Annotated in this window: 20 protein-coding genes; 13 read left to right on the top strand and 7 right to left on the bottom strand. The window is 72.2% G+C overall.

Annotated elements, in window-relative coordinates; translation table 11 throughout:
• Window positions 1-116: 116 nt before the first annotated feature.
• Window positions 117-2,717 (top strand): M14 family zinc carboxypeptidase, encoded by a 2,601-nt coding sequence (locus ACZ6ZP_RS03565; protein WP_469405395.1) that lies wholly within the window; start codon window positions 117-119, stop codon window positions 2,715-2,717.
• Between the two features lie 125 nt (window positions 2,718-2,842).
• Window positions 2,843-3,997, top strand: a complete 1,155-nt coding sequence (locus ACZ6ZP_RS03570) for a serine hydrolase domain-containing protein (RefSeq protein WP_469405396.1) — start codon at window positions 2,843-2,845, stop codon at window positions 3,995-3,997.
• 64 nt (window positions 3,998-4,061) lie between these two features.
• Here the strand turns inward: ACZ6ZP_RS03570 and ACZ6ZP_RS03575 are convergent, their stop codons facing one another.
• Together ACZ6ZP_RS03575 and ACZ6ZP_RS03580 are read right to left on the bottom strand one after the other, a co-directional pair.
• A complete protein-coding gene (locus ACZ6ZP_RS03575; protein WP_351160091.1) occupies window positions 4,062-4,490 on the bottom strand; it encodes an organic hydroperoxide resistance protein in 429 nt (142 codons plus the stop codon).
• A gap of 115 nt (window positions 4,491-4,605) precedes the next feature.
• On the bottom strand, window positions 4,606-5,649 hold the full coding sequence (locus ACZ6ZP_RS03580; protein WP_399975073.1) for an NADP-dependent oxidoreductase: 1,044 nt from the start codon (window positions 5,647-5,649) through the stop codon (window positions 4,606-4,608).
• 127 nt (window positions 5,650-5,776) lie between these two features.
• Between ACZ6ZP_RS03580 and ACZ6ZP_RS03585 the strand changes: the two genes are divergently transcribed.
• The gene (locus ACZ6ZP_RS03585) at window positions 5,777-6,226 is read left to right on the top strand and encodes a MarR family winged helix-turn-helix transcriptional regulator (protein ID WP_351160096.1); all 450 of its coding nucleotides are present in this window, start codon (window positions 5,777-5,779) and stop codon (window positions 6,224-6,226) included.
• A gap of 24 nt (window positions 6,227-6,250) precedes the next feature.
• Here the strand turns inward: ACZ6ZP_RS03585 and ACZ6ZP_RS03590 are convergent, their stop codons facing one another.
• The 4 genes from ACZ6ZP_RS03590 to ACZ6ZP_RS03605 all read right to left on the bottom strand — a co-directional run bounded on the left by ACZ6ZP_RS03590 (window position 6,251) and on the right by ACZ6ZP_RS03605 (window position 9,492).
• Window positions 6,251-6,961 (bottom strand): SCO2400 family protein, encoded by a 711-nt coding sequence (locus tag ACZ6ZP_RS03590; RefSeq protein ID WP_366462066.1) that lies wholly within the window; start codon window positions 6,959-6,961, stop codon window positions 6,251-6,253.
• 137 nt (window positions 6,962-7,098) lie between these two features.
• Complete coding sequence (locus tag ACZ6ZP_RS03595; RefSeq protein ID WP_399975076.1) at window positions 7,099-7,947, bottom strand: SMP-30/gluconolactonase/LRE family protein; 849 nt, start codon at window positions 7,945-7,947, stop codon at window positions 7,099-7,101.
• A 75-nt stretch (window positions 7,948-8,022) separates the two neighbouring features.
• Entirely contained in the window at window positions 8,023-9,324 is a 1,302-nt protein-coding gene (locus tag ACZ6ZP_RS03600) for a PucR-like N-terminal domain-containing protein (RefSeq protein WP_361462936.1), read from the bottom strand.
• Window positions 9,325-9,339: 15 nt separating this feature from the next.
• Window positions 9,340-9,492: a hypothetical protein gene (locus tag ACZ6ZP_RS03605; protein WP_351160102.1), complete on the bottom strand. Its 153-nt coding sequence runs from the start codon at window positions 9,490-9,492 to the stop codon at window positions 9,340-9,342.
• A gap of 193 nt (window positions 9,493-9,685) precedes the next feature.
• On the opposite strand from ACZ6ZP_RS03605, the gene pgfA reads away from it, so the two are divergent.
• From pgfA to ACZ6ZP_RS03655, 10 genes are all read left to right on the top strand, one after another.
• Entirely contained in the window at window positions 9,686-10,720 is a 1,035-nt protein-coding gene (gene pgfA, locus ACZ6ZP_RS03610; RefSeq protein ID WP_351160104.1) for a cell envelope lipid trafficking protein PgfA, read from the top strand.
• A 218-nt stretch (window positions 10,721-10,938) separates the two neighbouring features.
• Window positions 10,939-12,117: a glycosyltransferase family 4 protein gene (locus ACZ6ZP_RS03615; RefSeq protein WP_351160107.1), complete on the top strand. Its 1,179-nt coding sequence runs from the start codon at window positions 10,939-10,941 to the stop codon at window positions 12,115-12,117.
• Window positions 12,114-12,833, top strand: a complete 720-nt coding sequence (locus tag ACZ6ZP_RS03620) for a class I SAM-dependent methyltransferase (RefSeq protein ID WP_351160110.1) — start codon at window positions 12,114-12,116, stop codon at window positions 12,831-12,833. The genes ACZ6ZP_RS03615 and ACZ6ZP_RS03620 overlap by 4 nt, the downstream gene beginning before the upstream one ends.
• Window positions 12,830-17,377, top strand: a complete 4,548-nt coding sequence (locus ACZ6ZP_RS03625) for a DUF3367 domain-containing protein (protein ID WP_469405401.1) — start codon at window positions 12,830-12,832, stop codon at window positions 17,375-17,377. The genes ACZ6ZP_RS03620 and ACZ6ZP_RS03625 overlap by 4 nt, the downstream gene beginning before the upstream one ends.
• Window positions 17,374-19,014 (top strand): condensation protein, encoded by a 1,641-nt coding sequence (locus ACZ6ZP_RS03630; protein ID WP_469405403.1) that lies wholly within the window; start codon window positions 17,374-17,376, stop codon window positions 19,012-19,014. Before ACZ6ZP_RS03625 ends, ACZ6ZP_RS03630 begins: the two co-directional genes overlap by 4 nt.
• Window positions 19,011-19,751 carry a class I SAM-dependent methyltransferase gene (locus tag ACZ6ZP_RS03635; protein ID WP_351160117.1) on the top strand — a complete coding sequence of 247 codons (741 nt, stop codon included), beginning with the start codon at window positions 19,011-19,013 and terminating at the stop codon, window positions 19,749-19,751. Before ACZ6ZP_RS03630 ends, ACZ6ZP_RS03635 begins: the two co-directional genes overlap by 4 nt.
• Window positions 19,752-19,767: 16 nt before the next feature.
• Window positions 19,768-20,673: a hypothetical protein gene (locus ACZ6ZP_RS03640; RefSeq protein ID WP_351160703.1), complete on the top strand. Its 906-nt coding sequence runs from the start codon at window positions 19,768-19,770 to the stop codon at window positions 20,671-20,673.
• Window positions 20,673-20,900: a Trm112 family protein gene (locus tag ACZ6ZP_RS03645; protein ID WP_351160119.1), complete on the top strand. Its 228-nt coding sequence runs from the start codon at window positions 20,673-20,675 to the stop codon at window positions 20,898-20,900. Before ACZ6ZP_RS03640 ends, ACZ6ZP_RS03645 begins: the two co-directional genes overlap by 1 nt.
• Window positions 20,897-21,736, top strand: coding sequence for an FkbM family methyltransferase (locus tag ACZ6ZP_RS03650; RefSeq protein WP_351160122.1), 840 nt, complete (start codon window positions 20,897-20,899; stop codon window positions 21,734-21,736). The genes ACZ6ZP_RS03645 and ACZ6ZP_RS03650 overlap by 4 nt, the downstream gene beginning before the upstream one ends.
• Window positions 21,717-22,340: a hypothetical protein gene (locus tag ACZ6ZP_RS03655; RefSeq protein ID WP_351160124.1), complete on the top strand. Its 624-nt coding sequence runs from the start codon at window positions 21,717-21,719 to the stop codon at window positions 22,338-22,340. Before ACZ6ZP_RS03650 ends, ACZ6ZP_RS03655 begins: the two co-directional genes overlap by 20 nt.
• On the opposite strand, the gene ACZ6ZP_RS03660 is transcribed toward ACZ6ZP_RS03655, so the two are convergent.
• Window positions 22,268-23,479 carry a Cmx/CmrA family chloramphenicol efflux MFS transporter gene (locus ACZ6ZP_RS03660; RefSeq protein WP_469405406.1) on the bottom strand — a complete coding sequence of 404 codons (1,212 nt, stop codon included), beginning with the start codon at window positions 23,477-23,479 and terminating at the stop codon, window positions 22,268-22,270. The genes ACZ6ZP_RS03655 and ACZ6ZP_RS03660 overlap by 73 nt on opposite strands.
• Window positions 23,480-23,561 lie beyond the last annotated feature (82 nt).

Below are 23,561 nucleotides of genomic sequence, written 5' to 3' on the forward strand. Positions count from 1 at the left end.
CCTATCCGCCGGTCGGGGCCTCGCGGCCCATGGGACTCGTGCGGCCGAAGGCCCTCTTGTTGCGCGGGGGTTGAGACGGTAGACCACGCGTACCGACTTCATTCCCGGAGGTACGTATGGGCATATCCCGGCCATCCAGACCCGTTCTGCTCACCACCCTCGCCTCGGCGGGCGCCCTTCTGTTCACCACGCTCGCCCCCGGCAGCGCGACCGCGGACCCGAGTCCGGGCGGTCGCGACATCCTCCGCGAGGGCTCGCCCCTCAGCAGCACGGACCGGGCCGCCAAGGCGCCGAAGAGCGCCGCCGACCGGGCGCTGGGGGCCGCAAAGAGCCCCGGGCTCGATGCCGGGCGCGGCAAGAACCGCGGTTATCCCCGCGAGCAGAAGCTCACGCCGCCTCCCGCCAATCCTGACGACAAGTCGATAAAACTGGGCCTTTCCCCTTATCACTCCATAGCCCCGAAGCTGAACGACATCCAGGGCATCGGCGACCGCGTCAGCGTGGAGATCGCGGGCCGTTCGGCGGGCGGTCACCCGCTCTACCTGGTCACGGTCACCGCGCCGGAGTCGGCCAAGGAGACCGCCCGCCAGGAGCGGATGCGCGACCTCATCGAGAACGCGCCGGGCGCCGCCGCCAAGGATCCGGCGGTCAAGTCCTCGTACAAGACGCCGGTCTTCATCAACAACAACATCCACGGCAACGAGTGGGAGGGCACGGACGCCGCCCTGAAGCTCATCGAGAAGCTGGCGAAGGCGAAGGACGCCACGTCGAAGGACCTGCTCGCCCACAACCGGCTGTACTTCAACGTCACGGCCAACCCCGACGGCCGCATCGCGGGCACCCGCTCCAACGCCAACGGCTTCGACCTCAACCGCGACTTCATCACCGCGTCGCAGCCCGAGGTCCGCGCGATGCGGCAGGTCGCCATCGACAAGCAGCCCGCGGTCATGATCGACCTGCACGGGTACGTCAACGGCACGCTGATCGAGCCGACGACTCCCCCGCACGGCGAGAACTACGAGTACGACCTCTTCCTCAAGAACACCTACGCCAACGCCCTCGGCATGGAAGCCGCGGTCAACGGCCTCGGCTACACCCCCGAGAAGGACGGCGTGGAGCCGGCCGTCATCCCCTTCCGCGACCAGGAAGAGGGCTGGGACGACTGGCCGCCGATCTTCACCCCGCAGTACATGCCGTTCCACGGCGCGGTCGCCGCGCACACCATCGAGTTCCCGATGGCGGTCAACAACGACGAGTACGACGAGCTGCCCGTGCCGGAGCTGCGGCGCCGCTCCGCGATCAACGTGGACATCGCGGGGGCCGCGATGACGGCGACGCTCGACTACACGCACAAGCACCGGACGTCGGTGATCGCCGATCAGATCGAGACGTTCCGGCGGGGCGCGACGGGCGCGGCGCAGGTGCCGGTGTCCCCGGAGACCGTGCCCGGGGTGCCGGGCATCGGCCCGGAGGACGTCTACACGACCGAATTCCCCCGTGCGTACGTGATTCCGCGGGGCAAGGAGAAGGGCGAGCGCGGCCAGCGTTCGGCGGCGGCAGCCTCGCGCCTGGTGGCACACCTGCTGGACAACGACGTCGAAGTCCGGCGTGCGACACGGGACTTCAGGCTCGGCGGCGTCTCGTACTCCGAGGGTTCGTACGTCATCGACATGCGTCAGCCCAAGCGCGGGCTCGCCAATGTGATGCTCGCCGACGGTCGGGACATCAGCGACAAGGTGTCCACCATGTACGACATCTCGGGGTGGAGCCTCGGGCGGCTGTGGGGCGCGACGGTGGACTCCGTGCGGGGCGGCTCGCTGACCGGTGTGCGCTCGCGCGTCGTCGACTCCGCGTCACGGGTCGGCCAGGTCGCATCGCGCGGGGATCTTCGGCTGCGGCTGGACGACGCGCGGGAGGTCGCTGCCCTGAACTGGCTGCTGGCGCGCGGGACTTCCGTGCGGCGGGCCGATGACGGGAGTGTGATTCTGCCGTCCTCGGCGCGGGGCGCGGCGAGCGCGGCGGCGAAGAAGTACGACGTCGCCTTCGACTCGACCAAGGCGAAGGGCGGGGCGCTCGTGCGCGCGACGCGGGTCGCGGCGGCCGTCACTCCTGGGGAGCTGTTCGCGCTGCGGGAGATGAACTTCGACGTGGTGCCGGTTTCCACGGATGTCCTCAACGCCGGTTTCGACTGGAAGAAGTCGGGTGCGGACGCGCTGTTCGTTTCGGCGGGGCTTTCCTATGGCGAGCTGAATTCCGGGGCTCGGGCCGGGCTCGACGCTTTCCTCGCCGGTGGGGGCGGACTTGTCGGGCGTGGTGCGGAGGGCGCCGCGTTGAACTCGGACGCGAAGCTGCTTTCCGTTGAGGCGGTCTCCGGGAACGGGGATGCGAATGGCGTGGTGCGGGTGGTGAATTCCGGCGGTGCCGTGACCGGGGGTGCGGTGGAGCATTCGTTCGTCTATGCGCCCATGTGGTTCAAGGGGCTCGGGAGCGGGGTGCGGGTCGAGCAGTCCTACGGTGCCGGGAATCCGCTGCTTTCCGGGCACTGGCGGGCGGCGAACGGTGCGGGTGGCCCCGCGGACGCCGCGGGCCAGGCTTCTGTGGTGAGTGGTTCCGCCGCGACATCGCGTGTGGTCCTGTTCGGCACGGAGCCACTGTTCCGCGACCATCCGAAGGGAGTGTTCCCGCAGGTGGGGCGGGCTTTGTTGAGTGTGGGCTAAGGGGTAGCCCACACCGCCGAGTTCGTCCTCGAACGCCGGAGGGGCTGATAATTCAGCCCGTCCGGCGTTTGCGGAGCGGGGTCCGGGGCGGAGCCCCGGGCAGGCCCAGGGAGGTGACGCAACACATGACCCGTGAGATCAGGGTTCAAGGCACCACCGCGACCGGATACGAAGCCGTGCGGAGGGAATTCACCTCCCTGCTCGCCGGGGAGAAGCCCGATCACTCCGCGCAGCTCGTCGCGTACGTACGAGGAAGGCCCGTCGTCGATCTGTGGGTGGGACCGGACACCGGGCCCGGGACGCTGTTCGGCGTCTACTCCTCCACCAAGGGCGCCGCCCACCTCGTCATCGCCCTGCTCGTCCAGGACGGCGTCCTGGAGCTGGATCGCGAAGTGGCCCACTACTGGCCGGAGTTCGCCGCCGAGGGCAAGGGACGCATCACCCTGAGGGAGCTCCTCTCGCACCGCGCGGGCGTCGTCGGCGCCGACAGCGGGTTCAGCCCCGAGGAGATCGCCGACGACCGCGCCGTCGCCGCCCGTCTCGCGACCCAGCGGCCCTACTGGCGCCCCGGCAGCGCCTTCGGCTACCACGCCCTCTCCATCGGCGCGCTGGCCGGCGAGGTCGTCCTGCGGGCCACCGGTCGGACACTGCAGGAGACGTACGAGGAGCGGGTCCGCGCCCCGCACGGGCTCGACTTCCACCTCGGGCTCCCCGAGGCGCTCGAACCCCGCTTCCGCTCCGTCCTGCCGATGATCCCGTCCGCCACGGAGCAAGCCACCCTCGACGCGCAGCCGCCGCAGCCGGACACCCTTAACTCCATCGCCTTCAACCGCAACGGCGCCCAACCCACCGATCTGGAGGCGCTCCCCAACTCCCGTCTCGTGCGCGCCAAGGGGCCCGCGTCCGTCGGCGGTGTCGCCTCCGCGCGCGGTCTCGCCGGGATGTACGCGGCGGCGGTCACCGGGCTCGACGGCCGGGAGCCGCTCCTGAAGGCCGACACCGTGGCCGAGTTCGGGCAGATCCATTCCAACGGGTACGACCTGGTGGCGCAGGCCCACAAATCCTTCGGGGTGGGGTTCCAGAACACCGCCGAAGCGGGGTATCCGTTCCTCGGCGCGGGGTCCATCGGGCACAAGGGCGTCGGCGGCTCGCAGGCGTTCGCCGATCCGCGCAGCGGGCTGGCCTACGGCTACACGCGGCGCAGGTTCCCCTTCCCCGGCGGGCCGCCCCCGGAGGACGAGCGCCTCGTGCGGGCGATCCACACGGCCGCCGTCACCTGACGTGGCGGAGGGCCGCACCCCTTGTCCGGGGTGCGGCCCTCCGCCGCGTAAGTGATCACGCCGATCAGGCGACCGCGAGCTCCACCTTGATGTTGCCGCGCGTGGCGCTCGAGTACGGGCACACCTGGTGCGCCTTCTCGATCAGGGACTGCGCGGTGGCCGCGTCCACGTTCGGGATGGAGGCGGTGATCGCGACCTCCAGGCCGAAGCCGCCGGCCTCGGTCTGGCCTATGCCGACCTTGGCGGTCACGGTCGAGCCGGAGATGTCGGCGTTCTCCTTGCGGGCGACCACGCCGAGCGCACCCTGGAAGCAGGCGCTGTAGCCGGCCGCGAAGAGCTGCTCGGGGTTGGTGCCCGCGCCGCTGCCGCCCATCTCCTTCGGCGGGTTGACGACGACGTCGAGCTTGCCGTCATCGGTGGCGACGCGGCCGTCACGGCCGTTCTCGGCGGTGGCGACGGCGGTGTACTTGACGTCGATCTGCTGGATGGACATAAGTGCCGGTTCCTCCTGAGATGTTCCGCGATGCGCGCCCACAGTCGCGACAATGTGGAATCACTTTATCGGATGCCGGAAAACCATCCGGCGCTGAGCCTCGTATGCCCGCGCCTCAGACCAGGGAAACGATCATCTTTCCCGTGTTCTCGCCGCGCAGCATGCCCAGGAACGCCTCGACGCCGTTCTCGACGCCCTCGACGAACGTCTCGTTGTACTTGAGCTCGCCGGAGCGGATCCACGCGCCGACCTCGGACACGAACTGCGGCTGCAGCGCCTCGTGGTCCCCGACGAGAATCCCCTGGAGGCGCAGGCGCTTGCCGATGATCATGGCCATGTTGCGCGGGCCCGGCGTCGGCTCGGTGTCGTTGTAGCCCGCGATCATGCCGCAGATGGTGGCGCGGCCGTGCACGTTCATGCGGCTGATGGCCGCTTCGAGGTGCTCGCCGCCGACGTTGTCGAAGTAGACGTCGATGCCGTCGGGGGCCGCCTCCTTCAGCTGCTCCACGACCGGGCGCGGGTCCTTGTAGTTGAACGCGGCGTCGAAGCCGTACTCCTCGACGAGGAGCTTGACCTTCTCGTCCGAGCCCGCCGAGCCGACGACGCGCGAGGCACCCTTGAGCTTGGCCATCTGGCCGACCTGGGAGCCGACGGCGCCCGCGGCGCCGGAGACGAACACCGCGTCGCCCTCCTTGAAGGAGGCGACCTCGAAGAGGCCCGCGTAGGCGGTCAGGCCCGGCATGCCGAGCACGCCGAGGTACGCGGAGAGCGGCGCGGCCTGTGCGTCCACCTTGACGGCTTGCTTGGCCGGGACGGTCGCGTAGTCGCGCCAGCCGCCGAAGTGCAGGACGTGGTCGCCCACGGCCAGGCCATCGGCGTTCGACGCGACGACCTCGCCGACCGCACCGCCCTGCATGGGCTGGTCCAGCTGGAACGGCGGGGTGTACGACTTCACGTCGTTCATGCGGCCACGCATGTACGGGTCCACGGAGAAGTGCAGGTTGCGGACCAGGACCTGACCGTCGGCCGGGGCGGCCACCGGGGCCTCGCGCAGCGCGAAGTCCTCCGGGACCGGCCAGCCGTGCGGGCGGCGCACGAGGTGCCATTCACGGCTGACGGCGGGGAGCTGCTCGGACCCGGGGGTGGGGGTGACGGACATGCGGGCGTCCTCCTGCTGCTCAGGCTGCCGTTTCCAGCAGGCTGTCGTATCGAAAATGCTTCACGTTGTGAAACAACCATGCTCCTACATATTTCATGATGTCAAGTAACGGAGTAGCCTGGAGTCCATGGCCACCACCAGCTCCCGCCCCCCGCGCACCGATCCCCTGACGCTCGAAGTCGTCGAGCTCATCGGCACGGTCGTCGCGCGCTACTACGAGGAGTACGACGCGGCGGCGGGCAAGCACGCCCTCACCGGTGCGCAGGCGCGCGTCCTGGGTCTGCTCTCCCTGGAGCCCCTGCCCATGCGCCGCATAGCGAAGAAGCTGAAGTGCGAGCCGTCGAACATCACCGGGATCATCGACCGGCTGGAGGCACGCGGCCTCGTCGAGCGGCGGCCCGACCCGGCCGACCGCCGCGTGAAGCTCGCGGCGCCGACGGAGGAGGGCCTGGAGGTCGCCCGCAGCCTGCGCGAGTCGCTGGACTTCGCGCGGGAGCCGCTGGCCGAGCTCTCCCGTGAGGAGCGGCTCGCGCTGCGCGGGCTGCTGCGCAGGATGATCGGCGAGGACGCGGGCTGACCGTCGCCCCCGGCGGCCGGTCCGTCAGGTGCACCACCACAGGAACCGGTCGCACGTCTGTGACGGCTCCGGCTCGGGCGTCGGGTCCGGCTGCTGCGTGGACGGCGGGGGCGTGGGGCGCGTCGTCCCGGGGGTGTCCGGGGCGTTTGGGGTGCCGTCGGGCGCGGAGGTCGTGGCCGGAGGTGCGGAACCGGGGTCCGTGCCGGCCTCGTCCGTCTTCTCTCCGGCCTTTTCCTTCTCCTTCCGCCCGTCCTTTTCCTTTTCCTTCTTCGCCGCCTCGGACGCCTTCTCCTTCGCGGACCTCGACGCCGAAGCCGAAGCCGACGCATCGGCCGCGGCGGCCTCCGCGTCCGCCGCCGTGCCGCTCTCCGGATCATCCGGCGTACGTGACGCGGACCTGCCCGCTCCCCCGTCCGGCGACGACGCCGCCGTCGGCTCCTCCGAAGGGCCCTCGATGCCGAGTTCGGCCAGGCTCAGGCCGCCGGCCGCGAGCGCGAGCCCGGCGGTGATCAGCAGGATCTTGCGGCGCCTGCGCCGGTGCGCCCGGCGGCCACGCTCCCGGCGGCGGCCTCTGCCGCGCGGCGCCGCATCGTCGTACGCACGCTCGGAACCGGCCGGTTCGTCCTGCGCGGTGACCGCCTCCGCGTACTCACGGCAGGCTTCGGCCGGCGTACCGCACCCCGGGCAGGCCAGGGCGCCGTTGAGGTGCCTGTGGCACGGGTGGCAGTAGTCCATGAGGCATGGAGGCTAAGTGAGCCGCGGGTAACAGAGGAAGCCGCTGCCGTGAAGGTTGTGTGCGGAATCGAATGTTCCAACGGCATCGGCTCCCTCTCTGGGGCAAACCGCCTGTTCCGCGCCGGGCGCGGACGCCCCTAACCGGCGAACGCCGCCTGCGCCACGCCCTGCCCGGCGTCCGGCACCACCAGCACGGAGCCCGACAGGGGGTGCGGCGCCCCAAGTCCCGTGCGGGCGGAAGTGATGTACAGGTCGCGCAGCCCCGGACCGCCGAAGGCGCACGCCGTCGGGCGGCGCACCGGGAGCTCGATCACCCGGTCCAGGACGCCGGAGGGGGTGTAGCGGCGGACGGCGGCGCCGTCCCACAGGGCCACCCAGACGCAGCCCTCGGCGTCGACGGTGAGGCCGTCGGGGTACCCGGCCTCCTCCTCGATCGTCACCAAGGGGCGGCGGGAGCCGGGGAGTTGGTCGTCGCGCAGGTCCAGTACGTCGATGCGCCGGGTCGGGGTGTCGATGTAGTACAGGGAGCGGCCGTCCGGGCTCCACCCCAGGCCGTTGCTGACGGACACCTCGCCGAGGAGCTCGGTCGCGGCGCCGTCGCCGGTCAGCCGGATGAGGTTGCCGCCGCCCGTCCCCTCGTCGTAGCGCATCGTGCCCGCCCAGAGCGCGCCGTCGGGGGCGACCGCCGCGTCGTTGCCCCGGCGGCCGGGCACGACCTCGCGGTGCAGCCAGCGGAAGGCGCCGCCGTCGGCCACGGAGTCGTAGAGGCCCACGCCGTCCCGGAGGTTGACCACCAGGCCGCCGCCCGCGCGCGGCTTCGCGGCGCCGACGTGCTGCTCGGTGGCCATGACCGAGCTGTGCCCGGTCGACGGGTCGTACGTGTGGACGCGTGAACTCAGGATGTCGACCCAGATGAGCCGCTGGGCGGCGAAATCCCAGGTGGGGCCCTCGCCGAGTGCTGCCTGCGCGTGTACCGCCATGTCCATTGCGGCAGGCTACCCGCAGGGCTGTCCGTACGGCTGTCCGAACGCGGGCTCAGTTCGCCCGCCCGAGCGCCCGGCTCAGTTCGCCCGCCCGAGCTCCCCTCGCAGCCGCCTCGCCCTGAGGACCAGCTCCATCTCGAAACGGCGGTCCGGGTCGTCGACCTCGTCGCCCCACAGCTCCCTGATCTGCCGAAGGCGGTAGCGCACCGTCTGCGGATGCACCCCGAGCCGTGCCGCGACCTCCGGAGCGCCGCCCCGCGTCTCCAGCCAGGCGAGGAGGGTCTCGGCAAGGCGGCGGGCGTGCGCGGGCCCGCAGTGCGCGAGCGGGGCCAGGCAGCGGCGGGCCAGGTCCTCGATGAGCTCCTCGGGCTGGAGCAGGACCAGGGCCTCGGTGTGCTCGGTGCAGTGCAGGACCTCGCCGGAGGGCAGCAGTCCGCGCTCCATCAGGCGGACCGCGGCCTCCGCCCAGCGCAGCGACTTCGCCGCGTCGGCCAGCGGCACGGGCGGGCCGATCGCGCCGGACCAGCCGGCCATGGCGCGCCGCAGGAGTTCGGGGCGGCCCGCCGCGTCCGGGTCGGGGACGACCATGCGGGGCTGTTCGGTCTCCATGTCGAGCAGGACGCCCTGGCCGACGGCGGGTGCCACGGCCTCGCGCGCGGGGCGCAGCAGTACGCCGACGGCGACCCGCTCGGGCAGCTGCCAGCCGACGCGGGCGGCCCGTTCGTCGAGCGCGCTGCGGGCGCCGGGCTGGCCCGACCCGGACGGCCCGGAGCGCGAGCCGGCACCGGAATCGGCCGGTCCGCCGGAGCCGGATTCCCCGCGCCGCTCGGAGAGCAGCAGCTCCATCAGCTTCCGCTGAAGCCGCAGCCGTTCACCGGCCTGCCGGGCCGCGGCCTCGGCGTATCCGCGGACGGACTGGTCGACCAGGCCGTCCAGATACTCGAAGCCCGACTCGGCCAGTTCGTACATGGCCGGTGGCGGGATCTCGATCTGCTGGCCGATCTCGGCCAGGCGGCGCCAGGCGAGCCGTACACCGAGCCGGTAGATCGCCTGGAGCGAGTCGAGGCTGCGGCCGTGCAGGCCCTCGCCCCTGCCGAACTCCTGGAAGACCTCCAGCGGATAGCACGGCCGCCCTTCGGCGGACGCGATCTGCTGGACGAAGCCTTCCAGGGCACGGCGTATGCCGATGAGCGCCATGGGCTCGCCCGATTCGTCCAGGACGACGGGCAGGCCGGGGTACTCGGCGCGGATCTCCCGCAGTATGTCCTGGGCGAGTGCGGGCACTTCGTCCAGGGCGAGCGCGGCGAACCGCCGCACCTGCAGGGGAGGTACGTCCCGCCAGGCCGAGCGGACGGACAGCGAACCCTGGCTCTCGGTCACGGGCACGGCCGCCACTCACTGTCCCCGAGGGGCAGTCTCGTAGTGCACAAGGGGCGTGTTGGGCTGGTCGGGCGTCGCGTTCAGGGCAGCGACGATGCCGAGCGCGGCGGCCACGGCGAGTGCCGCGGCGGCTACGACGGTCAGACCGGCGGCGAGCAATCGGTGCATGTCAGGGTCAGCCTCTCTGCTGGAGGTCGTCCCCACCCAGGTCGCGCGGAAGATCGTGCGCACAGTCCCCTGCCGGCCCCGTCCGGCAGGTGCACAGTCTCATCAACGCATTGACACTTCGTCAAGGGTCCGCCTAGCGTTCCGGCCCCATACGGCTCGGTAACACTTCTCACCTGCCTCCAGGAGTGCCGGAATGCGCCGCACAGCCTCGCCCCTCTCGCTGATCCTCCTCGGACTCGGCGTCTTTCTGCTCGTCCTGGCCCCGATGCTCGCGTGGTACGTCGAGCCACGCGCGAAACGCACGCCCGTGGACATCGACACCACCACCGTCTTCAAGGGCAAGGGCAGCTATTTCGACACCGGGAAAATCAAGACAGTTCATGACAAAAACCTCACGATCACGCGTCAGGTACGCGGCGACGTGGACGACAGCAACAGCGATCACGCGGTCTGGGACGTGGTCACGTCCGTCGATCCGGACAAGTCCCTGCCGGCCGCGGACCCGCACGATTCGCTCCAGTTCACGACGGAGCGCTGGGTCACCGACCGCAAGACGAACAAGCCGGTGCACTGCTGCGACGAGAAGCCGTACTTCGAGGGTGAGGCCTACCTCAAGTTCCCCTTTGACGTGCAGAAACGCTCCTACACCTGGTGGGACAACACCCTCGGCGCGACGGTCCCGCTGACCTTCCGCGGCACGAAGAAGATCCAGGGGTACGAGGGCTACCGCTTCACCGCCAAGGTGAAGCCCGCGAAGACCGGCACCCGCCTGGTGCCGGGCCGCCTGGTGGGCCAGCCCAAGCGCAGCAACGTGCTCGCCGAGGAGTGGTACTCCAACCACGGCGTCGAGCTGGTCGCCGACAAGCGCACGGGCCGGATCATCTTCGCGGCCATCGGCCCCCGCAAGACGCTGCGCGCCCCCGGCTCGGACAAGGACGCGACGGTGCTGCTGGAGAGCAAGCGCATCGCGTTCACCACCGAGACGCAGAAGACGCAGGTGGGGCTCGCCGACGACGACAGCAGCCGGCTGAAGCTGGTGGGCGAGACGCTGCCGGTGGCCACGGGTGCGCTGGGTGCGCTGCTGGCCATCGCGGGAGGCGTGCTCGTCCTTCGCGGACGGCGGTCCGAAAGTGGGACACAAGGGTCGAACGGTCCCGGTTCGGCGCCGGAGTCGAACGGTCCGAATAGCGATACGTCCCCAACCGCCCTGCAACCCACCACGATGTGATGAGACGTCAGCTGTTGAAACACCGGAAGTTGTCACTTCGGTGAGTAGCCGCGTCGAACACGGCGGCGAAAACTAACCACCCCACCCCAAACACAGTCCCCGCACCGCCCTCGCACAGTCCGAGCACAGCACCTCCGCAAGCGACCCCGAACGGTGCACCCCCCCTCTACGCCCCACAGCACCCTCACGGTTCCGCACCCTGACGAGTTGGAGCACGCATGCCCCAGCACGTGCCTTCCCCGCTGCGCACCGCCACACCGCGGGTCGCGCAACGGCTTCCGGCACCTCCCCCGCAGCCGCGCCGGATCGTTTTCCTCGCCCGGCGCGACCTCGGAAATCCGGCCGCGGGCGGATCCGAACTGCTCGTCGACCGGCTGGCCGACGGCCTCAGCAAACTCGGCCACCAGGTCACCCTCCTGTGCGGGGGTCCGGCCGCCTTCCGCGACTACCGCGTCGTGTCGGCGGGCGGTGACCTCGGGCACTACCTGCGCTCGCGCTCCGCCTTCACCCGGCAGGTCGGCGACTGCGACCTGCTGGTCGAGGTCTGCAACGGCATGCCGTACCTGGCGCCGCTGTGGCACCGCGGGCCCACGCTGTGCCTGGTCAACCACGTCCACACCGATCTGTGGGCGATGCGCTTCCAGGGCGCGCTCGCTCCCGCGGCCCGGCTCGGCCGAAGACTCGAGCACTGGTCGCTCTCCGGCGCCCAGCGCGGCAATCTCCTGGTGGCCGTCTCGCCGTCGACGGCCACCGCGCTGCGCGCGATAGGCGTCGAGCGTGAGCGAATACGAATAGTCCACAACGGGGTCGAGGAGCCGGGTCCGCTCCATCCCCGCTCGGACGAGCCGCTGTTCCTGGCGATGGGACGGCTCGTCGAGTACAAGCGCATCGACCTGCTGCTGCGGCTCTGGGAGCGCGTCAGACCCGTCACCGGAGGACGCCTGGTGATCGTGGGCGACGGCCCGGAGCGGGCCCGCCTCGAACAGCTCGCAGGACCCGGCGTGGAGTTCAAGGGCCACGTCTCCGAGGCCGAGAAGCACCGGCTGCTCTGCGAGGCGTGGATGCTGCTTCACCCCTCCGCCGTGGAGGGCTGGGGCCTGGTCATCACCGAGGCGGCGACCCGCTCGACCCCGGCGATCGGCTTCGACGTACCGGGCGTACGCGACTCCATCGAGGACGGCGTCACGGGGCTGCTCGCCCGGGGCGAGAGTTCCTTCGCCGCCGCCTGGTGCACCCTGGCGCTGAGCGCCGAGCGCCGCAGGTCCTTCGGCAAGGCCGCCGGTGAGCGGGCCACCAGCTTCCGGTGGGCCAATTCCGTGCGCGAGTTCCAGGCGGTGGCCAACGAGGCGATCGTCACGCACCAGACCACCCACCAGACACCTCAGGGGTCCGTGTGAAGGACCCGTCCCTGCGCCGTTCCGTCACCCTCTTCCGGGCCTTCATGCGCGAACAGCAAGAGCCCGAGCGGTGTTACACCCTGCTCGCCCGTGACGCCGCCGACCAGGTCGAGGCCTACGGGCCGGTCAGGGACCGCGTCGTCGTCGATGTCGGCGGCGGCGGCGGTTACTTCACCGAGGAGTTCCGGCGGCGCGGCGCGCAGAGTTTCCTCTTCGAGCCGGACCCGGCCGAACTGGGCGCCAAACCGCCGGAGGGCTCCGTCGTCGCCGACGGCTACCTCCTCCCCCTGGGGGACGGCGTCGCCGACGTCACCTTCTCCTCCAACGTCCTCGAGCACGTGGACGACCCCCAGACGTTCCTCAGCGAGATGGTGCGGGTGACGAAGCCCGGCGGTCTGATCTACGTCTCCTTCACCAACTGGTACTCACCCTGGGGCGGCCACGAGTGGGCGCCCTGGCACTACCTGGGCGGAGCCCGCGCGCGGGCCCGCTATGAACGACGTACCGGCAAGGCAGCCAAACACACGCTCGGCGAGAACCTCTTCGCTCACCACGTCGGCCCGACCCTGCGCCAGGTGCGGGCGAGGAACGACGTGACCGTCGTGTCCGCACGGTCCCGCTACTGGCCCTTCCTGGCCAGCGGCATCACCAAAGTGCCGGGTGTACGCGAGTTCGCCACCTGGAATCTCCTTCTCATCCTCAGGCGGTGTCCATGACCACGGTGCAGGCCCCACCCCCGGCGGCAGTCCGGCCCACGGCTGACGCCCCCGAACCCGGCAGAGGCCCGCGCTCCAAGCGCTGGCTGCTGGGTTTCTGGGCCGTGGTGTTCGTCCTCTTCCTCGCCGTGAAGCCGGGGCGGATGACGTTCGACACCAAGCTGGGGGTCGCCGTCGACCCCTGGCAGTTCCTCTCCGACCTGGGCCAGCTCTGGCACGACCGGGGCGGCTTCGGCGGCATCCAGGACCAGTACGTCGGCTATACCTGGCCGATGCTGCCGTTCTACGGCCTCGCGGACCTGGTCCAGCTCCCCGTGTGGTTCGCGGAGCGGCTCTGGCTCTCGCTGATCGTGGCCACCGCCTTCTGGGGCGCGCTGCGGCTCGCGGAGCGGCTGCGGATCGGCAGCAGCTCCAGCCGGCTGCTCGGCGCGGTGGCGTACGCCCTGTGGCCGACGTTCACCGTCGTCGTCGGATCGACGTCGGCGGCGGCGCTGCCCGGCGCCCTGCTGCCGTGGGTGCTGCTCCCGCTGACCAACGACCGCATCAGCGCGCGGTCGGCGGCCCTGCGCTCCGCGCTCTTCATCCCCTTCATGGGCGGTGTGAACGCGGCGGCGACGCTGGCGTCCCTGCTGCCGGTGGGCCTGTACCTCCTGTCGCGACCGAACGGCCCGCGCAAGCGGAAGCTGATCACCTGGTGGGTGCCCGGCGTCATCCTCGCCACCGCCTGGTGGGTCGTACCGCTGCTGATGCTCGGCATCTACGGCGAGAACTTCCTTCCGTACGTGGAGAACTCGGCCACCACGACCGGCACCATGTCGGCCACCGAGACACTGCGCGGCGCCGGCAACTGGGTCGCGTACCTGCACTTCGGCGAGGCCTGGCTGCCCGCGGGATGGTCGGTCGCGACATCCGTGGTCGTCGTGGTCTGCTCCGCGTTCGCCGCCGCCCTCGGCCTCGCCGGGCTCGCGCGGCGCGATCTGCCCGAGCGGCGCTGGCTCGTCCTGACCGTCCTCTCGGTCGTGCTCGTCACGCTCGCCGGGTACGGCGGCTCGTTCGGCGCCCCCTTCCACGACACCGTGCAGTCGTGGCTGAACGGCGGGCTCGTCCCCTTCCGCAACATCTACAAGTTCCAGACGGGCCTCGCGCTCGCGCTGGTCTTCGGCCTGATGCACCTCGTCGGGGTGGCCGCGCAAGCGCGCGGGGCGCGGCCGGTGCGGGGGCGCAAGTTCGCCCCGCTGATCGCCGCCGTGCTCGTGCTGCCCGGTCTCGCCTTCCCCTACCTGAACGGCTCGATCCTCCAGCCCGGCTCCTTCCAGAAGCTGCCGAACTACTGGGAGGCCACGGCCGACTGGCTGGAGAAGTACTCCCCCGACTCCCGCGCCCTCGTGGTGCCCGCCACCGCGCACGGCATCTACACCTGGGGCTCGCCCATCGACCAGCCCCTGGACGTGCTCGCCGAGTCGCGCTGGGCGCAGCGGGACTACGTCCCGTTCGGCACGCCCGGCAACCGGCGCGCGATGGACGCGGTCGAGCAGGCGCTGGCGACGGGCGGCGCGGTCCCCGGCCTGCGCGACTACCTGACCCGTGCGGGCCTGTACTACGTCGTCGTACGCAATGACCTCGACCCCGACCAGATCGGGAACGTGCCGACCTCGACCGTGAAGCGGACCCTGGAGGAGTCGGGCTTCGACCGCGTCACCGGCTTCGGTCCCAAGGAGACCGGCGGGACCATCCCCGAGGACACTCCCCTCCAGGTCGAGGGCCTCTACCCGCGCGAGCGCGCGGTGGAGATCTACGCCCCGGGAGCGGGCGCCGAGCGTCCCGGCCAGGCCGGGATCAAGCCGGTCTCCAACACGGCCGTGGTGAGCGGTGGCCCCGAGTCGCTGCTCCAGCTGTCCGCCGACCCGGCGATGCGCGACCGCCCCTCCGTCCTGACGGGCGACAACCACCCGGGCGTCGGAACCCCCGGCCTGCAGGCGGTCGGTGACGGCCTGCGCCGCGCCGACACGCGCTTCGGCCTGGTCAGCTCCAACACCTCCTACACGTACACGCCGGGCGAACGCAACGCGAGCGACGCCCTGCAGGAACCGGGCAAGAAGCCGCATCAGATCCTGCCCACCACGGGGATCGCGCACCAGACGACGGCGGTGCTGCGCGGCGCGAAGTCCGTGACGGCGTCGAGCTACGGCAGCTGGCTCTTCCACCTGCCGCAGTACGACCCCGTGAACGCGTTCGACGGGAACCCCAGCACGGCGTGGGCCGAGGGCAGTCCGGGCAAGCCCAAGGGCGCCTGGATCAAGGCCGAGTTCCGGTCCAAGGAGTCGATCCCGTCCTCGATCCGGGTCATCCCGCTGCCGCAGGAGGGCGTGCGGGCCGCGCCCACCCGGGTTCGGGTGGAGACGGAGCAGGGCAGCCGGACGAGTTCGCTCCAGCCCAACGGCATGCGCCAGAGCATCAAGGCGCCCGCCGGTGAGTCGAGCTGGCTCAAGGTCACCATCCTGGACGCGCAGATCGGCTCCGAGGGTCTGACGGGTGCCGGGTTCTCGGAGATCACCGTCCCGGGTGTGCGCGTGACGAAGCTGCTTCAGCTGCCCAAGGACACCGGGGCCGACGCCGGCCGCGAGGCCGCCGCGGGCGCCGATGCCACGACGTACTCGATGCACCGTGCGTCGGACCCGGGCGCGCTGGCGCCGGTGAACGCCGAGGCGGGACTGCACCGCCGCTTCTCGACCCCGGCCGAGGCCGAGTTCGAGGTGCGGGCCAGCGCGGTCGCCCTGCCGGGGTCCGAGCTGGACAAGCTGCTCTACAAGGTGGCACCGGAGCAGAAGGACCAGATCGTCGCGAGCGCCGACTCCACGTCGAAGCTCGGCGGCAGCCTGTCGCCGCGCAACCTCACGGACGGCGACCTGACGACGGCCTGGGTCGCCGGTGACAGTCCCGTGGTCCACCTGAAGTGGAAGGGCAAGCAGCCGATCGGCGAGATCGTCCTGCCCGCGGCGGGCGGACTCTCGACACGCCCCGAGAAGGTCGAGATCAGCTCGCCGGACGGCGCGGCGATCGTCGGCGTCGACGAGAACGGCAACGCGCGGTTCTCACCGATCACCACGGACGAGCTGACGATCAAGGTCACCGAGACCGCGCCGCTGGCGGTCCACAACCCGGTGGCGGACGACAATCTGCAGCTGCCGGTGGGCCTCACCGAGGTCTACGTCCCGGCCCTGGACCAGTACCGGACGAAGCAGCCCAAGGCGTCGAAGACCTTCGAACTCGCCTGCGGCGAGGGCCCGGACCTCGCCGTCGACGGCAAGCTGCACGCCACGAGCGCGAAGGGTTCGGTACGGGACCTGATCGAGCGGCGGCCCATCGAGGTGACGCTCTGCTCGCGGGGTTCGGAGAACACGGCCCTGACGCTCGGCTCCGGCGAACACACCGTCGAGGCCGGGGACGCGGGCCCGCTCACCCTCATGGACGTCTCGCTGACGCAGGGGACGCCGGGCACCATCGACAAGGAGTCCCGCTCCCTCGACATCAAGGACTGGCTCGGCGACCGCCGCGAGGTGTCGGTGGGCGCGGGCTCGGCCTCCTACCTCTCGACGTACGAGAACATCAACGACGGCTGGAAGGCCACGCTCAACGGCAAGGAGCTGTCGTCCGTACGGCTCGACGGCTGGCAGCAGGGCTTCCTGGTCCCCAAGGGCGAGGGCGGCACGGTCAAGCTGAGCTACGAGCCCTCGCGGATCTACGAGATCGGCCTGATCGGCGGCGGTGTCGGCGTCCTCGCCCTGGTCGCCCTGGTCCTGATCCGGCGCCGCGACCCGAACCCGGACGGGCCCGACGTGGCGCCGCCCGCGCCCGGTCTGATCCTGGGCACGGTCGCGCTGACGCTGGTGGCCGTGGTGATCGCGGGCTGGTTCGCCCTGCTCGTGCCCGCGCTCGCGCTGCTCGCGTGGCGCCGACACGCGCTGCTCGTCCCGCTCGCCTTCGTGGCGATGGCCGGGGCGGGGATCGTGGCGGCGACGGGAGCCGGTGAGCCGACCACGTCGGACGCGGGTGCCTTCAGCCCCGCGGCCCAACTCCTGGCGCTCATCGCACTGTTCGCCGCGCTGGTGAGTGTGCGGGGCAGCGCCACGGTTGCGCCGGCGGGATCCGGGGACACGGGTGGAGGGGGCGAGGCCGCCGCATGGGGGCCGCCGCCTTCGCACCAGCCGCCGCCCGCGGCTCCGCCGGTGACACCGGGTGCGCCTTCTCCGGTGAGCGGCAGTACGCCCGCGCCGGGTCCCGACCGGGATCTGGGGACGACGCCGCTGCCGCGCCGGAAGCGTGGGGAGAGCGGTCCTGGTGCGGATGGTGCGGATGCCGACGGCACTCCGCAGGCGGCCACCAGCTCGACCATCTCCGCCAGGGGCCCCGCTTCCGCCCAGCCGGAACCGACGCCGCCGGGCAGCACGCGGACCACGCGCTTCAGGCGGCGCAGGGCAAGGACGACGGACGGGCTCGCGGGAGCCGCGGCGCCGTCCGCCCCCGGGGAGGACACGGACCGATGACCGCACTCGATCAGCCGGCACGCCACGCGGACGGGCCCGAGCGGCCCCCGCGGCGTGTGCCGTTCCCCGTCGTCGACGAGGTCTCCCGGCACTGCCTCCAGGAGGAGGAGCCGGAGACGGTGCACATCGAGGTGCACCTGCCCGGCACACCGGACCCGGCCCGCCTGAAGGCCGCGTTCGACGAGGCCCTGCGCCGCCACCCGCGCATCCTGATGCGGGAGGCGCGGGGGCCCTGGTACCGCCGCCGTTACGAGTGGGAGCTGACGGCGGGGCCCGACGTGGAGGTGGTCACCTTCCCGACCCCGGAACGGGACGCCCTGAAGAAGGCCCGTACCCGCTCCCTCTCCGAGGCCCCGCCCCTGACGGCTTCCCCACCGATCCGCCTGGAGGTGATCGCTTCCGGCGAGGGTGCCGGGGCAGGCGGGGCGGTGGGCACGGGTGGTGCGGCGCATGCGGGCGACGCGGCGAGCACCACCGCCTCGGGCGACGCGGCCGGAGCGGGCGGCGCGGCCGGAGCGGGCGGCGCGACAGGGACGAGCGGCACGGCAGGGGCGGGCGGCACGGCTGGAGCGGGCGGCGCGAGCCGCGCGGCCGGTGTCGCCGGGCCCGGCAGTTCCGGGGCGGCCGACAGCCCGTCCGCGTCGGGGGCCGGCGCCCCCGACGCGGGCGTCACCCCATCCAGCTCAGGGCGCCCCGCCGGCAGCGGCAGCGTCCTCTTCCTCACCATCAACCACACCGCCCTCGACGGCCCCGCCTGCCTCCGTGTCCTCGCCACCGCCGCCGAGCTGTACGGCGGGCAGGACAACTCCCCCGCCGCGCCCCCGCTGCGTACGCCCTCGGCCTCCGCGCCCGAGAGCGCGGAGCCGGTCGACGACGCGCCCGGCAGCTGGGCTCCCCCCGCCCGCGTCTCGCGCGGCACCCCCGAGCCCTCGCCCGGCAACGGCATGCTCGTCGCCGAGTTCCCGGTGCCGCGGCGGCCCAAGGGGGCACCGTTCACCGTGAACGATCAGCTCATGGTGGCGACCGCGCTGATGATCGCGCACTGGAACCGGGAGCACGGGGCCCGGCCGAAGCCCTTCCGGATCACCATGCCCGTCGACGACCGGCCCCGCAGCATGGAGATGCCCATCGGGAACGGCACCCGGCTCGTCGAAGTGCCGTTCACCGCAGCCGAGTTGACCTCCGAGGACTGGGGCCCGGAGGACATCGGCGCGCTGCTGCGCCGCACCGCCGACCGCACCCGCGCCCTCAAGGCGCTCCCCCGGCCCCAACTCGGCCGCGGCGCCGCCCTCCTGACCTCGCCCGTCCTGCCCGTCACCCTCAGGGCCGCCGTCACGCGCGGCCTGCGCAGAGCAGCCGCGCCCTGGACCTCCACCACGCTGCTCAGCAACATCGGGCGGGTTCCGTACTCCCTCGACTTCGGTGACGCCGGACGCGCGCACGCCGTCTGGTTCTCCGCGCCCGCACGGCTGCCCCGCGGCCTGACCGTGACCACGGCGTCCACCGCGGGCCGGCTGCACGTCGCCCTGCGGTGGTCGAAGACCCTGCTCAGCAGCGGCGACGGGGCCCACCTGCGCGACCTCTTCGAGCACTACCTCCACGCCACGGAGCACACGGAGGAGGGGACGACACCATGACGAGCACCAGCACCAGCACGGCACCCCGCGACCTGCGGGACTTCTACGAGGACCCCTCCGTCCCCGTCGCGTCCGGCGACGCCCGCAGCCTCCGCCAGGCCCGGATGCTCGCCGACGCCCTCGGCCCCGCCACCGCCCGCACCTCCGTCGTCCTCGACATCGGCTGCGGCGACGGCACCGCCGCCGCGGCCGCCGCCCCGTTCCTCGCGGGACACCGCGTCGTCGGCGTCGACTGGTCCCAGGACGCGCTGAAGCGGGCCCACGCGCATCTGCCGTACGTCGTACGCGGTGAACTCACCGACGGCGGGCTTCCGTTCGCCGACGGTTCCGCCGACGCCGTCCTGTTCAGCGAGGTCATCGAGCATCTCGTCGACCCCGACAGCGCCCTCGACGAACTGCGCAGAGTGCTCAGGCCGGGCGGGCATCTCATGCTGTCCACGCCCAACCTCGCCGCCTGGTACAACCGCGGGCTCCTGCTCGCCGGGGTGCAGCCCGTCTTCTCCGAGGTCAGCCTGCGCGGCATCCACGGGCGTCCGGGGAGCGAGGTCGTCGGACATCTGCGGCTCTACACCGCCCGCGCGCTGCGGGAGTTCGTCGCCGCGTCCGGCTTCGACGTGGTGCGGGTCGCCGGTGCGCCCTTCCACGGCGTACCGCGTCCGCTGCGCGCCCTGGACCGGCTCGCCTGCGCCGTGCCCAGCGCCTCGTCGATCCTGCTGCTGCACGCCCGAAGGACGTAGCGTCATGTGGTGGGGTGTGGCCGCGGCCCTGCTGGCGAACCTCCTCTACAGCACCGGGTTCGTCCTGGAGAAGCGGGCCCTGACCGCGATGCCCTCCGTCAGCGTGCGCAACCCCGCGCGGCTGCTCCGGCAGGTGATCTCCAGCCCGCTGTGGATCGGCGGATCGCTCGCGCTCGCCGCCGGGTTCGGCGCGCAGCTCGCCGTCTACCGGACGCTGCCGATCGCCGCCGCGCAGGGCATCTTCGTCTCCGGCCTCGTGCTCCTGCTGCTGCTCTCCTCCGTGCTGCTCGGGGAGCAGACGTCGGGGCGCGAGCGGTACGCCGTCGGGGCGATCCTCGCCGCGCTGCTCATGGTCGTCCTCTCGCTGAGCGAGGAGTCCGACACCGTGAGCCGCAGCGCGCCGGTGCCGCTCGTCCTCATGGTCTGCCTGCCCTCGCTCGCGGCGGGGGTGCTGCTGTACGGCTCCGCCGAGCGCCGGGCGAAGCACCGGCACCGGCTGCCCACGACCGGCGTCGAGTACGGGGTCGCCGTCGGCCTCCTCTACGGGGTCAGCTCGCTCGCCATCAAGGGCGTGTCCAGCTACCTGACCACGGACGACCTCGGCTCCGCCTTTCTCGACCTGCTGCGCTCCCCGTATCCCTATCTCCTGCTGTTCACCGGCGCGTTCGGCCTGATCATGTCCCAGGCCGCGCTCCAGCGCTGCCGGGCCTCGCTCATCGTCCCCGTGTGCACGACGGTTACCGCGCTGTTCACCGCGGTACTCGGGACGCTGGCGTTCGGCGAGCCGCTGCCCGACGAACCGCTGCGGCTCGCCCTGCGGATCGCGGGAACGGCGCTCGCGGTGTCCGTGCTCCTCGCCATGCCCAAGCATGACGCGCCCCCGCCCCAACCAACGCCCCCGACCAAGGAGTTGACCAGCTGATGAACCCCGAAGACCCGCTTCTGAAGATCCTTGCCTGCCCGCTGGACAAGGGACCGCTGCACCTCCTGGAGCCCGCGGAACCCCTCGTACCGCAGGAGGTGCTCTACAACCCGCGGCTGCGCCGCCGCTATCCGATCGTCGACGGCATACCGCAGCTCCTGCCCTCGTCGGGGGAGCAGATATCGGAGGACGAGCACGAGCAGCTCCTGAAGCGGATCTCCCCGTGACGGGGCCCGAAAGGCCCGACACCAAGCCCCACAAGACCGTGGCCGCCCGGCTCGCCCCGCACCTGCCCGGCCGGCTCATCGGCGCCCTGGCCCGCCTCGTCTACCCCCGCTTCGAACCGGAGCTCGCCCGCCTCGCCGACCTCTGCCCGCGCGGCTGCGGCACGGCGGTGGACGTCGGCGGCTGGTACGGCCCCTGGTCGCGCCGCCTTGCCTCGCGTGCGCGCCGCGTGGTGACCGTGGAGCCCGTGCCGCACCTGGCCCGGCTCCTGGAGTCCTCCACGCCGCGCAACGTCCGGGTGATCCAGGCGGCGGCCACCGACCGCCCCGGCACGGCCCGGCTCTGGCTGCCGCAGGGCGACCGCGGGGAGCGCGGGGTCTCCTCGCTCATTCGCAGGGACATCCACGCCAAGGCGGTCGAGGTGCCCTGCCTCACGCTGGACGGGCTCGGCCTGCGCGACGTCGACTTCATCAAGATCGACGTGGACGGCAACGAACTCCCGGTGCTCCAGGGCGCCCACGACCTGCTCACCCGGGACCGGCCCGCCCTCTTCATCGAGCTGGAGTCCCGCATCCAGCCGATCAAGCCGATCATCGAGCTGCTCACCGGGCACCACGGCTACCAGGGCTGGGTCCTGCCCCACCACACCTGGCTGCCGCTCGCGGACTTCGACCTGGAGGCGCACCAGAACGACACGTCGTACGTCGTGTCGCAGGGGCTGCTGCGCAGGGTGCTCACACCGCGCCGCCCCCGGTACGTCAATTCGGTGCTCTTCCTTCCCGGCGGGCGCCGCCCGGGAGCGGCCGTGGTGCGCGACCATGGAGCCCATGTCCGCTAGCTCCGCCCACGGCCCCGGCCCCAGGTCATCGGGCCCCTTCACGCCTCTCGACTTCCAGCTGGTCCTGTTGCGCCGCATGGCCGACCACAATCCGGACCTGGTGGAGGCGGCCCGCCACGAACTCGGCGTCTCCATCGCCGACATGCGCGAGGCCAACCGCCGCTGGCAGGCGATGAGCCGCTCCGCCCGTTCGCGCGGCGCGGTCTCCCGCTACCGCTCGGTGCTCGGCGCCCCCGAGGCCACCGTGGCCCGGCGGATCGGCGACCTGGAGTGCGAGGCGCTGCTGTGGCCGGTGCCGCTCTGGCCGAGCCTGCGCTTCGAGGTCCTGCGCGCGCCGAACGGCGCGGTGTGGAACGAGTGGCTGATCCGCGCGCCCGGCGCCCCGGGGCCCGCGCTCGGCACGCTGGACGACCTCACCCCCTGGTCGTGCACGGTGGACGAGGCCGCCCGCGCGTTCGCCCCGGCCCGCCCGATGGAGGGCACGGCGCCCACGCGCTGGCGGCTCGCCTTCACCGCGCCGGACGGGGCGGGTCAGCCGCGGCGCTGCGTCGCGGAGTTCACCTGGGGGCTGCTCCAGCGGCTCTCGTTCCCCGACGGCGGCTGACGCCTGCGGGCCAGGGCCACCGCCCCCACCACGAGGGCCGACGCCACCAGCAGCGCGCTGCCCCACAGCGGCGCGCGGTGGCCGAGCCCCGCCGAGAGGGCGATGCCGCCGCCGACGGGGCCGACCGCCGCGCCCACGTTCAGGGCGGCCGTGGCGAAGCCGCCCGCGAGCGTGGGGGCGCCGGTCGCCGCGTACAGCGCCTGGGTGATCAGTGCGGAGCCGACGCCGAAGGACAGCGCGCCCTGGACGGGGACGAGGACGACCGCCGCCACCGGATGCCCGGCGGTCAGCGCGAGGAGCACCCATCCGGCGAGCAGCGCCACCGCGCCCGTGAGCAGGAACGGAACGGGCCGTGCGTCGGCGCACCGCCCCGCGACCGTGACCCCGACGAACGATCCCGCCCCGAAGAGCGCGAGCAGCGCGGGCACCCAGCTCTCCGAGAATCCGCTGACGTCGGTGATCACGGGTGAGAGGTAGGTGAACGTGCAGAAGGTCGCGCCGTTCACCAGCGCCCCGAGCAGCAGCGTCACCACGAGGCGCGGCGCGCGCAGCGACCGCAGCTCCCCGCGTGCGTCGGACCCCGCGGTGCCGGGCGCTGCGGCGGGCACGGACCGCAGGATCGCGAGGACGGCGGGCACCGAGACGAGGGCCACCGCCCAGAAGGCGGACCGCCACCCCCAGAACTGCCCGAGCAGCGCACCGCCGGGCACGCCCGCGACGCAGGCGAGGGTGACGCCGCCGAGCAGCACCGAGGTGGCCCGCCCCTTGGCGTTCGGCCCGACCATGCCGGCGGCGGCGACCAGGGCCACCGCGAGGAAACCGGCGTTGGCGAGCGCACCGACGACGCGGGTCGCGAGCAGCACGGCGAAGCTGGTGGTCAGCGCGCCGACGACGTGGACGAGCAGGAAGGTGACCAGGAAGGCGAGCAGCGCGGTCCTGCGCGGCCAGTTCCGGCTGAGGACGGCCATCACCGGCGCACCGATGACCATCCCCACGGCGAAGGCCGAGGTCAGGGTGCCCGCGGTGGACAGGGACACGTTCAGGTCGGCGGCGATGTCGGGGCCGAGACCGGAGAGCATGAACTCGGAGGTGCCTTGCGCGAAGACGGCGAGTCCGAGGATGTAAAGGGCAAAGGGCATGAGGAAGCTCCGCAGGGCGGCGCATGGCCGCCGGCCGGGAAAAGGGGGACGTCAGTCCGCGCGCCGGCGAAGGGTCCAGTGG

It is taken from the genome of Streptomyces sp. NPDC054047 (assembly GCF_055585065.1).